Source organism: Niallia sp. FSL W8-0635 (assembly GCF_038007965.1).
In the GTDB taxonomy this organism is placed as follows: domain Bacteria; phylum Bacillota; class Bacilli; order Bacillales; family Cytobacillaceae; genus Niallia.
Genome location: NZ_JBBOYD010000001.1, coordinates 4,565,743 through 4,578,813, shown reverse-complemented (window position 1 = coordinate 4,578,813; position 13,071 = coordinate 4,565,743). Strand labels below are relative to the sequence as shown.

12 protein-coding genes are annotated in these 13,071 nt (G+C 35.0%); 7 read left to right on the top strand and 5 right to left on the bottom strand.

What is annotated here, in order from left to right:
- Positions 1-23: 23 nt before the first annotated feature.
- Both NYE52_RS21775 and NYE52_RS21770 read right to left on the bottom strand, forming a co-directional pair.
- Positions 24-317, bottom strand: a complete 294-nt coding sequence (locus NYE52_RS21775) for an endo-1,4-beta-xylanase (protein WP_341195271.1) — start codon at positions 315-317, stop codon at positions 24-26.
- Positions 318-496: 179 nt separating this feature from the next.
- On the bottom strand, positions 497-2,158 hold the full coding sequence (locus NYE52_RS21770; RefSeq protein WP_341194992.1) for a peptide ABC transporter substrate-binding protein: 1,662 nt from the start codon (positions 2,156-2,158) through the stop codon (positions 497-499).
- A gap of 294 nt (positions 2,159-2,452) precedes the next feature.
- On the opposite strand from NYE52_RS21770, the gene NYE52_RS21765 reads away from it, so the two are divergent.
- Together NYE52_RS21765 and NYE52_RS21760 are read left to right on the top strand one after the other, a co-directional pair.
- Complete coding sequence (locus tag NYE52_RS21765) at positions 2,453-3,289, top strand: DUF368 domain-containing protein (protein WP_341194991.1); 837 nt, start codon at positions 2,453-2,455, stop codon at positions 3,287-3,289.
- Positions 3,290-3,320: 31 nt separating this feature from the next.
- On the top strand, positions 3,321-3,767 hold the full coding sequence (locus NYE52_RS21760) for a GNAT family N-acetyltransferase (RefSeq protein ID WP_341194990.1): 447 nt from the start codon (positions 3,321-3,323) through the stop codon (positions 3,765-3,767).
- Positions 3,768-3,930: 163 nt separating this feature from the next.
- Here the strand turns inward: NYE52_RS21760 and ahpF are convergent, their stop codons facing one another.
- A complete protein-coding gene (ahpF, locus tag NYE52_RS21755) occupies positions 3,931-5,460 on the bottom strand; it encodes an alkyl hydroperoxide reductase subunit F (protein ID WP_341194989.1) in 1,530 nt (509 codons plus the stop codon).
- Between the two features lie 14 nt (positions 5,461-5,474).
- Positions 5,475-6,038: an alkyl hydroperoxide reductase subunit C gene (gene ahpC, locus NYE52_RS21750; protein WP_312094117.1), complete on the bottom strand. Its 564-nt coding sequence runs from the start codon at positions 6,036-6,038 to the stop codon at positions 5,475-5,477.
- A gap of 707 nt (positions 6,039-6,745) precedes the next feature.
- Between ahpC and NYE52_RS21745 the strand changes: the two genes are divergently transcribed.
- Positions 6,746-8,188 (top strand): phospholipase D-like domain-containing protein, encoded by a 1,443-nt coding sequence (locus tag NYE52_RS21745; protein ID WP_341194988.1) that lies wholly within the window; start codon positions 6,746-6,748, stop codon positions 8,186-8,188.
- A gap of 251 nt (positions 8,189-8,439) precedes the next feature.
- Here NYE52_RS21745 and NYE52_RS21740 read toward each other — a convergent pair whose 3' ends face one another.
- Positions 8,440-8,811 carry a VOC family protein gene (locus NYE52_RS21740; protein ID WP_341195270.1) on the bottom strand — a complete coding sequence of 124 codons (372 nt, stop codon included), beginning with the start codon at positions 8,809-8,811 and terminating at the stop codon, positions 8,440-8,442.
- A gap of 186 nt (positions 8,812-8,997) precedes the next feature.
- Here NYE52_RS21740 and NYE52_RS21735 point away from each other — a divergent pair, with 186 nt between their 5' ends.
- The 4 genes from NYE52_RS21735 (at position 8,998) to NYE52_RS21720 (ending at position 13,070) form a co-directional block, all read left to right on the top strand.
- The gene (locus tag NYE52_RS21735; protein ID WP_341194987.1) at positions 8,998-9,459 is read left to right on the top strand and encodes a hypothetical protein; all 462 of its coding nucleotides are present in this window, start codon (positions 8,998-9,000) and stop codon (positions 9,457-9,459) included.
- A gap of 90 nt (positions 9,460-9,549) precedes the next feature.
- A complete protein-coding gene (locus NYE52_RS21730; protein WP_341194986.1) occupies positions 9,550-10,581 on the top strand; it encodes a polysaccharide pyruvyl transferase family protein in 1,032 nt (343 codons plus the stop codon).
- A gap of 200 nt (positions 10,582-10,781) precedes the next feature.
- A complete protein-coding gene (locus tag NYE52_RS21725; RefSeq protein WP_341194985.1) occupies positions 10,782-12,029 on the top strand; it encodes a sugar ABC transporter substrate-binding protein in 1,248 nt (415 codons plus the stop codon).
- 210 nt (positions 12,030-12,239) lie between these two features.
- A complete protein-coding gene (locus NYE52_RS21720) occupies positions 12,240-13,070 on the top strand; it encodes a carbohydrate ABC transporter permease (protein WP_445669158.1) in 831 nt (276 codons plus the stop codon).
- Position 13,071 lies beyond the last annotated feature (1 nt).

Here is a 13,071-nt window from a genome sequence, read left to right as displayed (position 1 = left end):
AGCTTCTTGGTGTTGCTTTTTCTTTAATCCATAATGGCCCAGTAAGCAGGTTTTACTTGATAGTTAGTATCAAATACAAATGGCGCGTCAACACCGACTCCATCATTGTACTGCTCGGCACGATCATTTAACCAAGTATGGTTGTCTGCGATGCCCCAGAAGGTCACACTACTAATCTTGTCATCTAGTCTCTCATACAAGTTAAATAATTGGTTGTATCTTTCTGCTTGTGCTTCAAATTGATCAAGTGGTATTGCTTCATAAGTTGGATAAGCAGGTCTTGGTGGCCAGTCAATTTGAATATGAATATTAGTGATTTGAATAAATCTACTTGAAGTTGATAATTATTTAACGGAGAAAAGATAGTCACACTAATTTAAGATGAAATCCCCCTCCTTACATTTGAAAATACAATTCATTTGAGATGTTTCCATGAATAAAAAAGCAGGAATATACCATTTCGGTACATTCCTGCTTTTTAAAAAGAACGTTTTTCTTATTCCCCTACATCAGCCCACTTATACTCATAAGTTGCTCCGAATGGATTTACGAACACGCCTTGAACTTTTGGTGAAACTAATTGTGCTCTAGACGCTTGGTAAACCGGTGCAATTGGTGCATCTTCAAATAAAAGTTTTTCTGCTTTTAGGAAGTTGTCATAACGAGCAACATTATCTGTTGCATATTTTGTTGCAGTATCGCCAACTAACTGATCGTATTCTTTATTAGAATATCCAGTTTTATTGTTTCCTCCATCTGTAACCCATAGATTCATGAATGTAAATGGATCAAGGAAATCAGGACCCCATCTAGAAAGTTGAAGCTCGTATTGCATATTTGAATCTAAATCAAGTCTTTGCTCTTTTGGAACTTGTTTGATGTTAACTGTAAGTCCTTCTAAGTTAGTAGATAACTGATTAGCAACATATTGAATTAATGTTTTAGTTGTTACATCATCATCTGCTAAAAACTCAAGCTCAACTTTATCAGTACCTAATTCTTCCAAGCCTTTTGCCCAGTATTCTTTAGCTGCTTCTAAATCATAAGAAACAAGATCTCCGCTAACTTTACGGAAGTCCTCACCAGTTTCTGGCATTGGAGTGAAGTCCGTTGGAACAAGTCCATTCGCTACGATTGAACCGTTATTTAAAATTTCGTTAACTAAAGCTTCTTTGTCAAATGCACGGCTAATAGCTAGACGAATATTTTGGTTTGCTAATGCTTCAGATGTTGTTTGATTAAATTTCAAGAAGTATACAAATGTATCTGCTGAAACAACATAATTTTCATCTGTTGAATATTGATCAACTAGATCAGATGTAAGATCCATTCGATCAACAGATCCTTTTTCATATAAGTTAAGTGCTGTTTGTGGATCTTTTACTACTTCAAATGTTAATTTGTCCATTTGTACGGTGCTTGCATCCCAATAATTATCGTTCTTTGCAAGTACCCATGAATTGCTAGTGCTATCCCAATTTGAGATGGTGTAAGGTCCGTTTGCTAATAAGTTGTCAGAACTTGTTGCAAAGCTATCTCCTTTTTCCTCTACAAATTTTTGGTTTAGTGGTAAGAATGTACCAAATGTAGTTAATGTTTCAAAGTAAGGAGTTGGATTTTCCAATTCTACAACAAGTGTATAATCACCGTCAGCCTTAACTCCTAATTGGTCTACAGCAAGTTCGCCAGAGCTGATAGCACTAGCATTCTTGATTACACCATTCATCATATATGGACCATACTCTGATCCAGTGTCAGGATTAACGGCACGTTGCCATGCATATACAAAGTCATTTGCTGTAACTGGGTCCCCATTTGACCACTTAGCATCTTCTCTTAATGTAAAAGTCCAAGTTAGACCATCATCACTTACTGAATGTTTTGTAGCAATACCGGGTGATGGTTGTGTAGCATTATCTAAACGATAAAGACCTTCCATAGTAGCTCCTAAGTAGATAAATGAAGATTCATCTGTCGCTAAAGATGGATCCATGGATGGAATGGCCTCTGGATTTAAAAAGTTAAGGACTTTTTCATCTGATTTTTTTTCTGAGTCGTCTGAATCTGTAGAAACGTTGGTATTATCACTAGAGCATGCTGCTAATACACTTAGCACAAATGCAAAAGTAAGAAGTAATAACCAATTTTTTCGCTTCATGAAGTATTCCCCCTATTTGTGTTGTTTAATTCTGAATATTGTATATGTAAAGAACATTCAAAACTATAAAAATGATTATACCTATTAAATAGTTAACTTGTAAAGTTATTGTTGGATAATTATTGAAGAGTTTAGTATATTTGGACCTATTTTTGCCGTGTTTTTTCTTATTTATTATATAAATGGAAGAATATTTTATTTTATGAAAAAATATGATAATAGGAAATATGGTATGATAGAATTTGAAAATAGTTTGTAATCTATTAGGAAATGATAGGGAGGAAATAAAATTTAATGGAATGGAAAAATTTATATAGAGGCTTTATTATGGGAATTAGTGACTTAATACCAGGTGTAAGTGGAGGGACAATTGCCGTTATTCTTGGTATCTATGATCGTTTGCTGGATGCCATCAGTGGCTTTTTTAGTAGACGCTGGAAAGAGCAACTAAGCTTTTTAATACCATTAGCAGTTGGAATGGGTACTGCCCTCCTATTACTAAGTAGATTAATTGAATATTTACTTGAGAATTATCATGAACCTACTCAATTCTTCTTTATTGGGCTAATTATTGGTGTTATTCCCCTTATGCTTAAGCAGGCACAGCCGAAAAAGAATTTTGGTTCTAAACATTATATTACTTTAGCAATAGCAGCAATTCTGATTGCTTCAATGGCTTTTTTTAACCCAGAAAAAACTACAGAGCCTATCACCTCCTTATCGGTATTGTCAGTTATAGGATTATTTTTCTCTGGTTGGCTTGCAAGTATGGCAATGCTTCTTCCGGGAATTAGTGGTTCGTTTATTTTACTGTTGCTTGGCGTCTATTCAACAGCAATTAATGCATTGTCGACATTGAATATTCCAGTAATCTTAGTTATTGGACTTGGCGCAGTAGTTGGATTTATTGGAAGTAGTAAAGGGATTAAATATTCACTTTCTCATTTCCCACATATCACGTATGCAATCATTATAGGACTAATTATTGGTTCTCTTTTCGTTGTTTTTCCTGGAATGGTAACGGGAGCGACTACCATTATATTATGTCTTGTTACCTTTGTATTAGGCCTTAGTGTAACAATGCTTTTCGGCTCAGAAAAAAAGCTTACAAAAGGAAAATGGAATAAATAATAATAAAGTATATCAAAACGAGGGGGATTAGATGAATTATCGTAAAGCGACAATTGAGGATATCCACTTGCTAATGGAGCTGAGGAAAACCCAGTTAGTAGATGAAGGGATTAAAGCAGATAAAGATATTGATAAAGAGCTAGAAGCTTTTTTTGAAAAGAAGTTTACTGATGAATCTCTAATTCAATTAATCGCAATGGAACAAAACGAAATCATAGCAACTGGAGCAATCGTTATTTATGACTTTCCCCCTTCGTATACCAATAAAAGCGGTAAAAAAGCTTATGTGACAAATATGTATACGAAAAATGAATATCGTGGAAAAGGAATTGCTACCAGTCTATTAACCAAATTAGTAGACGAAGCAAAAAGCTTAGGCATTACAAAAATGTGGCTAGGTGCCTCAAAGCTCGGAAGGCCTGTTTACAAGAAGTTCGGATTTAAGGAAACAGATGAGTGGATGGAGCTAGAATTATAAAGTGGAAATGAATGAAGGCCAGTCCTGTTTTAGAGGATTGGCCTTTTAATTAGTCATTTCACAATAAAAAAATTACAAAAAACCACCTACAACCCCTACCAAATAAAATCCACATAATAAAAAAGAGCTCCCCAAAAAGGAAGCTCTTTTACATAAACACCTATTAATTACGGATTAGATAATCAAATGCACCTAAAGAAGCAGTTGCACCTGAACCCATAGAAATAATGATTTGCTTATAAGCACTGTCTGTACAATCTCCAGCTGCGAATACACCTGGTAGGCTTGTAGCACCATGCTTATCGACAAGAATTTCACCCATTCTGTTACGCTCTACAGCGCCTTCTAACCAATCTGTATTAGGTACTAGACCGATTTGAACGAATACACCTGCAAGCTCGACATGTTTTTCTTCGCCTGTCTCACGTTCAATATAAGTAATACCGTTAACTTTATCAGTACCAGTAATTTCTTTTGTTTGAACATTTTTAAGAACAGTAACGTTTGGAAGGCTATAAAGACGCTCTTGTAAAACAGAATCAGCTTTTAATTCTGACATATATTCAAGAACTGTTACGTGTTTCACAATTCCTGCCAAGTCAATAGCAGCTTCAATTCCTGAGTTACCGCCACCAATTACAGCAACATCTTTTCCAGTAAATAATGGACCGTCACAGTGTGGGCAATATGCTACACCTTTGTTCTTAAATTCTGCTTCACCAGGTACGCCAACATTACGCCAGCGAGCACCAGTTGATAGAATAACAGATTTACTTTTAAGAACGGCACCATTCTCTAGCTCGATTTCTATTAAATCCTTTTTCTCTAGGCGTTTAGCACGTTGAAGATTCATAACATCAATGTTATATTCTTTTACATGTTCTTCTAAACTAGCTGCAAGCTTAGGACCTTCTGTTTGCTTTACACTAATGAAGTTTTCAATAGCTAAAGTATCCATGATTTGGCCACCGAAGCGTTCTGCAACAATACCAGTGCGGATTCCTTTACGTGCAGCATAGATTGCAGCACTTGAACCAGCAGGACCACCACCAACTACTAATACATCAAAAGGTTCTTTGCTAGCAAATTCAGAAGCATCAGCTGTGCTACCCATTTTTGCTAAAATTTCTTCTAATGACATACGACCACTGCCGAATGATTCTCCATTAAGGAAAACAGTAGGCACTGCCATGATATCTTTGCTTTCTACTTCTTCTTTAAAAGCAGCCCCGTCAATCATTGTATGTGTGATTCCAGGGTTTAAAAGACTCATAACATTCAATGCTTGTACAACATCCGGACAGTTATGGCAAGTTAAGCTAATGTAAGATTCAAAGCGATATTCACCTTTGATTGCTTTAATTTGATCGATTACTTTTTGCTCTACCTTAGGAGCTCTACCACTTACTTGAAGTAAAGCTAATACTAGAGAAGTAAATTCATGTCCTAGAGGGATACCAGCAAAAGTAATTCCAGTATCTTCTCCAACACGATTCACACTAAAGCTTGGTGTTCTCTCTAATTCAGTTGTTTCTACTTTGATATTAGATGACATAGTAGCTAGTTCATCAACTAGGGCTAGCATGTCACGGGATACTTCATCAGATCCCGTGCTAACCTTAAGAACCACATCGCCTTCCATCATTTGCAAATATTGATTCAATTGCCCTTTTATTTCATTATCTAGTAACATATAGAGCCACTCCCTTAAATTTTACCAACAAGGTCTAGGCTAGGCTTAAGTGTTGTGCTACCTTCTTGCCATTTAGCTGGGCAAACTTCACCTGGATTGTTGCGTACATATTGTGCAGCTTTAATTTTGTTAACAAGTGTGCTAGCGTCACGGCCGATACCATCAGCATTGATTTCAACAGCTTGGATTTTACCATCTGGATCGATAATGAAAGTTCCACGGTCTGCAAGACCAGCTTCTTCGTTTAGAATTTCAAAGTCACGAGAAATTCTTTGTGTTGGATCACCAATCATTATGTACTCAATTTTTCCGATTGCATCTGAATGATCATGCCATGCTTTGTGTGTGAAATGAGTGTCTGTTGAAACAGAGTATACTTCTACACCAAGGTTTTTTAATGTAGCATATTCGTTTTGTAAATCTTCTAATTCAGTTGGGCATACAAAAGTGAAATCAGCTGGGTAAAAACAGAAAATACTCCATTTACCTTTTAAGTTTTCTTCTGTTACTTCAATAAATTCACCTTTTTGAAATGCTTGAGCTTTAAATGGCGCAACTTCTCTTCCAATAATTGACATCGTTAAATTCCTCCTAAATATGAATAAAATTTATTACTAGTTTAGACGAATAATCTAAACTTATTCAAATAATAATTATTACAATACAACATTTATTATTATATAAATTTAATTATTTTGTCAAGGATAAGATGGAACTTAATAATAATTATTTTAATTTTTATATACTATGTATCTCGCTTCTTTTCGTAAAAAAGTTGACAACATTGGTATGCGGTTTAAGTTGTTTTTGCTACATAACAAGTGATTTTCATTTGTTGAGGCTTTTTCTCAATTAAGATTCACAAATGAAATCTATTAGTAAATCGGGTTCTCTCTACCAAACTTGTTGAAGGAATCCTCGTACTAATTTAAATGTGTTGCAAATGGTTTAGGGATATCAGAATTGTAAAAAATATTCTTTTAGTGAATGGGAATCTAATATTTTCAATGAGTACAAGATTAAACAATCTATTGGCTCCGCATTTTTTTATTGAGAAATCTTGCTTAGTTTAATATGCATTATAGCAAGTCGGTTGATATTTCCGTTATTTTGGAAAATTTTTCATAGGGAGTTTACAAGGGATTTAAGTTGCCGTTATTCCTATTTCACGTATCTTTCTAAAAAAGTAAATAGGAATAATTAGTTAGCGTAATTTTCTTTTTAATAATTTTTCAAATTAGGGAGAATATAATAAGAATTATATTAAAAAATGGTGGGAGACAATATGATCGGTAATAGTCTGAAGACAATCATGGTACTTGCTGGAGTTTACCTTCTTTATATTGTAATTTCTTGTGTCATTGTTCCTTATTTTTATGATCCCAAGTCAGACCCTCTTTGGAAGCCAACGACTAGACTCAATCAGAATGACAAAAAAGTTGTATCACCAGATAAAGTTGTATTACTTCAAGATAGGGAAGACTCAGGTTTGGCAAGGCTGCAGTTGATAAAAAATGCAAAAGAATCTATTGATATATCTACATATGCAATCCATAAAGGTCCCTATGCTGATTTATTCTTTGGTAGTTTGTTCGATGCAGCAAATCGTGGTGTGAAAGTACGACTCATATTAGATGGCATAGTCAATCAATTCAACAAGGATTTACGCTTATACAGTTATGCAATATTTACTCATCCAAATATCGAATTAAGGTATTACGAACCTCTTCATCTAGGAAAGCCTTGGACATGGAATAATCGTTTTCATGATAAGCTTTTTGTCATTGATAGTGAGCTTGCCATAGTTGGTGGCAGAAATATAGGGGATAAATACTTTAGCGCAGCTGGCACAAAAGGTGCGTCAAATGATCGAGATGTTATTGTGTTTAGCGAGGAGCAAGGTGGAAATGAGACTACTGTATTGAAGCAAATAGATGAGTATTATCAATACGTATGGGATCATCCTTTTACAAAGAATGCAGTAAAAAAAGTATCACATAGGAAGGAACAAATAGGAAAAGAAAAAGTGGAAGATGCTTTGCACATACTAGCAAATGCAAAAGATGTATATCCATTGCCAATAGATAAAGCGATAGATTGGAAAAAAGATGCTTATGCAACTGATAAGGTATATTTACTTCACAATCCACATCAGCGGATCAATAAAGATCCACTTATTTGGAAAGAACTTGTTTCTTTAAGTGAACAAGCAAGAAAATCTATTTATTTAGAAAGTCCTTATATTGTTCCTACTCAGAAAATGCTTGATTATGCAGATCCAAAGAAAATAACAGTCGATCATTGGAAGGTACTGACAAACTCTGCTGCATCAACACCTAATATGGTTGCTTTTTCAGGATACTGGTCAAACCGAAAATCTATCATTAATTGGGTAGATGAATTATTTGAATATCAGAAAAAAACAGAGTCTCTTCATGGAAAAACATATATTTTTGATGGGAAAATTAGTTTAATTGGTTCCTACAATGTAGATGCAAGAAGTACTTTCTTAAATACAGAAACAATGCTTTTAATTGATAGTGAAGACTTTGCACACTTTCTGCAGAAGGAACTAAATAAAACAGTTGATAATCATAGTCTTCAGGTTTTAGAAGGTGGAGGCTATAAAGCGAAAGAAAATGTAGAGCAAGCAGATGTGGTATTTTGGAAGAAAATAGCTATAAAAGTGTTAGCTCCTATCATAAAGTTTTTTGCGTTTTTAGTTTAGAAATAGGAGAATCAAGAATATTTTCTAGGAAATATAAATACAGCGTTAAAGCCTCCTTGTTTCACGTGAAACGGGGAGGCTTATTTTATTTAATAGAGAATTATATTTCTTTTTGCATGGGTTTGCTTATTTAATAGAAGCTTTGCATAACAATAGGATTATCCATCAATGAAAGCTGAAAAACCAAAGCACAAGGAAAAAAGCAGTTCATTAACCTAACCTAAAAAGTACAAACAAAAAAATCTACCTAATCAGGCAGCCTCTATTTCACTCATTAACGCATGCATATTTCCCTCGGAATCACGGAAGAAGACCATCCATGTTTCGGTAGAGTCCAGCTTAGCTACAAGGTGTGGTTCGCTTACAACCTCCACTTCATTCTTCTTTAATTTCTCATAAGCAGCTGTTATATTCTCCACTTGAAAATAAATCGTTGAGCTCTGGTGATTAAATTCCATACTTTCCGGCAGAGACAGGAGTATACGCAAACCATTGCAATCCAAAAAAGCCATATTATCTGTTTGGAATAAAAGGGTAAGACCAAGTTTTTCTTTATAAAAGTGAATAGCATCTACTAAATTCTTTACAGTTACACCGATTTGGCCAATTTTTTGTATCAAGATGGTTCTCCCTTCGAAATAGAATTTTCTGATAAATTAATTATATATAAAAATATTACCAATATCTATCAAATTTCGCATAAAGGATTCAGCCATAGGGAGTGGAGGTATCTTAACTATATCTAATTTTTTTCAGCAAACTAGTCATACTTGAACCGTTCATCTTAATAGGAAGAAGGGAGGATGAGGATGTTTTCTCTAAGCGATCTTGATACATTCGCATGGGCCTTTTTCGTTATATTACCTATTGTCAGCTTAATTCATGCTACTGGACATCATTTTTTTGTTTGGCTGTTTGGCGGAAAGGGTGATTTAATCGTTGGAAAGGGGAATGAGATATTTGGTATTGGTCCCATCCATATTCACTTGTTCTATTTTATAGATGCAACTTGCTATTATAAAGGAATTGAGGAAAAAAAGAGATGGCAACAGATTTTAATTCATGGTGGAGGAAGTTTATTTAACCTATTATCCGTTTTGGTAATAAATTTATTAATCATGCAGGAAGTTCTACCTAGAAGCTCCTTTTTTTATCAGTTTGCGTATTTCTCTCTATATTATATCTTCTTTGCACTACTTCCTTTTGATTATGGAGAAAATGCGCCAAGTGATGGAAAGGCGATTCTTATGGCGTGGAAACAGAAGAAGTAAGCGAGAAAGTAATTTCTTTGGGAATAAATACTACTAATTTTGGGTACATGACAGTAAAACCACAAGATCTATCGAAGGAGGAATGGCATTATGTTAAATCAAGCAAGAAAAGAGTTTAATATAGTAAAAGGAATTGCTCCTAATGTAAATCAGGAAGCGTTATTTAATAATAAAAGAAAAGTATTTCTATTTGGCTCTCCAAGTTATACGAATATTGGGGATCAGGCAATAGCGTATGCGGAAGAGAAATTCATTAAAAATTGCTTTCCATACTATGAATATATTGAAATTATGGATTATGCAACAGAGGAAGGAATCGAGCTAGTTAAAAAGATTATTAAAGCAGATGATGTTGTTTGTTTTACAGGTGGAGGGAATTTAGGAAGTCTGTATGTGGATATCGAGGAGGATCGCAGAAAGGTAATCGAGTCATTTAAAGATTATCGAACGATTGTATTCCCGCAATCTGCCTTTTTTGAAGATACAGAGGAAGGACAAGCAGAGAAGAAAAAAAGCCAGGACGCATATAACAAGAATCCTAACCTCACCTTAGTAGCAAGAGAGAATCAAACCTTAGCAATCTTAAAGGATACTTTTCAAGCGAATGTACTGTACACACCAGATATGGTGCTATCTCTTTCCATTGAGCCAAGGAACCTTGAAAGGGACGGGGTATTGTTTGTTTTAAGAGCGGACAAGGAAAAAGTAACAGAGGAAAGCTTCGTATCTGATTTAATGGACTTAGTGGGAAAAGATAATTCTGTGGAGAGAACAGATACGGTTCTTTCAGAGGTGGATGTGATTGATTATGCGGACCGAGAAGACCAGTTTTTAAAAATGCTTGATAAAATTGGCTCAAAAAAACTAATCATTACAGACCGCCTGCACGCAATGATTTTTTCTATTATAACGAAGACGCCTTGTCTAGTATTTGGAAACAGCTATGGAAAAGCAAAGCATTCCTATAATGATTGGCTACATGAATTATCATTCATTGAATATACCGATAACAAAGATGTAAAAGAGATACCAGCGATTATGGAAAGATTGCAAAGTGCTGAGCCTAACAAGATAGATGTAAGAGAGGATTTCCAAGTGTTGAAGGATTTTTTTAGAGGATAAGTTAGCTAAAATTAGAATGTCTCTACAATATTTGTATCCTAAATATTGTAGAGACATTCTTTTTTATTTGTGAAACGTTTCTACAATTTTATATAAAAAAATAGGGTAGAAAACGCTTGCAAGATATAAATCGGTGATATATACTTACTTATATCGAAACGTTTCTATAAAATTTTCATCAAAAAATGGAGGAAACAAATATGAATTTCAAAAAGAAATTTGCATTGCTAGGAACCACAGCATTACTTGCAGTTGGATTAATGGCGGGATGTTCTGATAGTAAAAATGATGCTAGTAACTCAGAAGTACTGACAGTTTGGGGAATGGGAGATGAAGTAAAACAACTTCCAAAAATGGCAGAGGAATTTACAAAAGAAACTGGCATTGAAGTTAAAATTCAAGCGATTCCTTGGGCTAGTGCTCATGATAAATTACTAACGGCGGTTGCTTCAAAACAAGGCCCGGATGTACTTCAAATGGGTACTACTTGGATGCCAGAATTTCAAGCTGCTGGAGCATTGGCAGATATGGGTGAATATATCGAGAAATACGATAATTTAAACCCGGATAACTTCTTTGAAGGTTCAGTAGAAACAACAAAGTTTGATGATAAATATTATGCAATTCCATGGGCAGCAGAAACGAGAGTTTTATTCTATCGTACAGATATCTTAGAATCTGTTGGATATAAAGAGGCACCTAAAACATGGGAAGAACTTGAAGATGCAGCAAAAAAATTATCCGAACGAGGAGACAACATGTATGGACTAAATGTTGACTCGAAGGAACAGACGCTAGGCTTTATGTTTGCGCGTCAAAACGGCTCTCAGGTATTGACTAATGACGGAAAACCACTATTTAACGAGGCACCATTTGTTGAAGCGGTTACGTATTTAAATGATATGATTCAAAAAGGCTATGCACCTAAACAGGATTTAGGTATGGATGTTTCGCAAACGTTCTCAGGGGATGCTATTGTGCCAATGTTTATTAGTGGTCCGTGGATGGTGAAAGCGGTTAATGAAACAGTGCCAGATATAGAAGGTAAATGGGCAACTGCGGTTCTTCCTTCTGGTAAAGATAATAATTTTTCAAGTCTTGGTGGTTCTAACTTAACAATCTTTGAACATTCAAAGAAAAAAGATCAAGCGGCACAGTTTATTGATTTTATGGTGAAGAAGGAAAATCAATTAAAATGGTTAGAATTAACGAATGCAATGCCAACAGTAAAAGAAGCATGGAATGATGAAAAGCTAGCTGGAGATCCATTATATGAAGTATTTGGACAGCAAATGGAAAATTCTCGTCCAATGCCGTTAATTCCTGAATTTGAAGAAATTGCGCAAAACTATCTGAAGCATTTTGAGAAAATTTATCTCGGTGGAGAAGACGTGCAATCAGAACTAGATGCGTTTAACACGGAAACAGAAAAAGTTTTAAGCAAATAAACGAGCAGAGAGGAGTATCTCAAACATCGAAGAGGCTATCTGAATACTACCGATTCGGTCAGAACCCTGATCGAATCGGTAGAAAAATAGAATCTTCCTTCTAGGAGATACTCCCTTTCTATTTAAAGTAAAGGAAGTGCTTTAAAATTGAGAAACTTTACTAGTAAAAGAGCCCCGTACTTATTTATAACTCCTGCATTGCTCTTGCTAATGTTGTTTTCCTTAATTCCAATTGTAGTAGCCTTTTTTATTAGCTTTACAGATATTAGTCTAGTTGGATTAGCGGATTGGTCACAGATAAATTTTGTCGGACTAAGTAATTATAAGGAAATTTTAACAGATCCAGTTTTTCTTAAATCAATTGGAAATACCCTATTTTATGTAATTATTGGTGTACCTTTAGTTATCGCTTGTTCTTTAGGGATTGCTGTCATGATTAACTTTGGTGAAAATAAGATATTTCAATTTTTCCGCTTAATTTTTTATACGCCATCTATCACAAATGTGGTAGCTGTGGCTGTGGTTTGGAGTTATCTTTATAACCCTAGCTTTGGTTTTTTAAACTATTTACTGTCTCTTATCAATGTTTCACCAGTTCCATGGCTGCAAGATCCGACTGTGGCAAAAATTTCATTAATTATTCTTGCACTATGGAGAGCGATTGGTACGAATATGATTATCTTTTTAGCAGCTCTTCAAGGTATTCCAAAGGAATATTATGAGGCTGCTTCCTTAGATGGGGCTAACCGACGCCAACAATTATTTCAAATTACCATACCGATGCTTAAGTTTGCGACTTTCTTTGTAACCATTACTACGATGATTGGCTGGCTACAGTTCTTCGAAGAACCATTTATCATGACTAATGGTGGACCTCTAGATAGTACTACTTCTGTTGCTCTATTTATTTATCGGAACGGGTTCCAATTTAGTAAGTTTGGTTATGCCGCAGCAGGATCATTTATTTTATTTATTGCCATTATTATTGTTACATTGATTCAATTCCGGATTCAGCGTAAGAGTGACGAAGAATCAATATAGG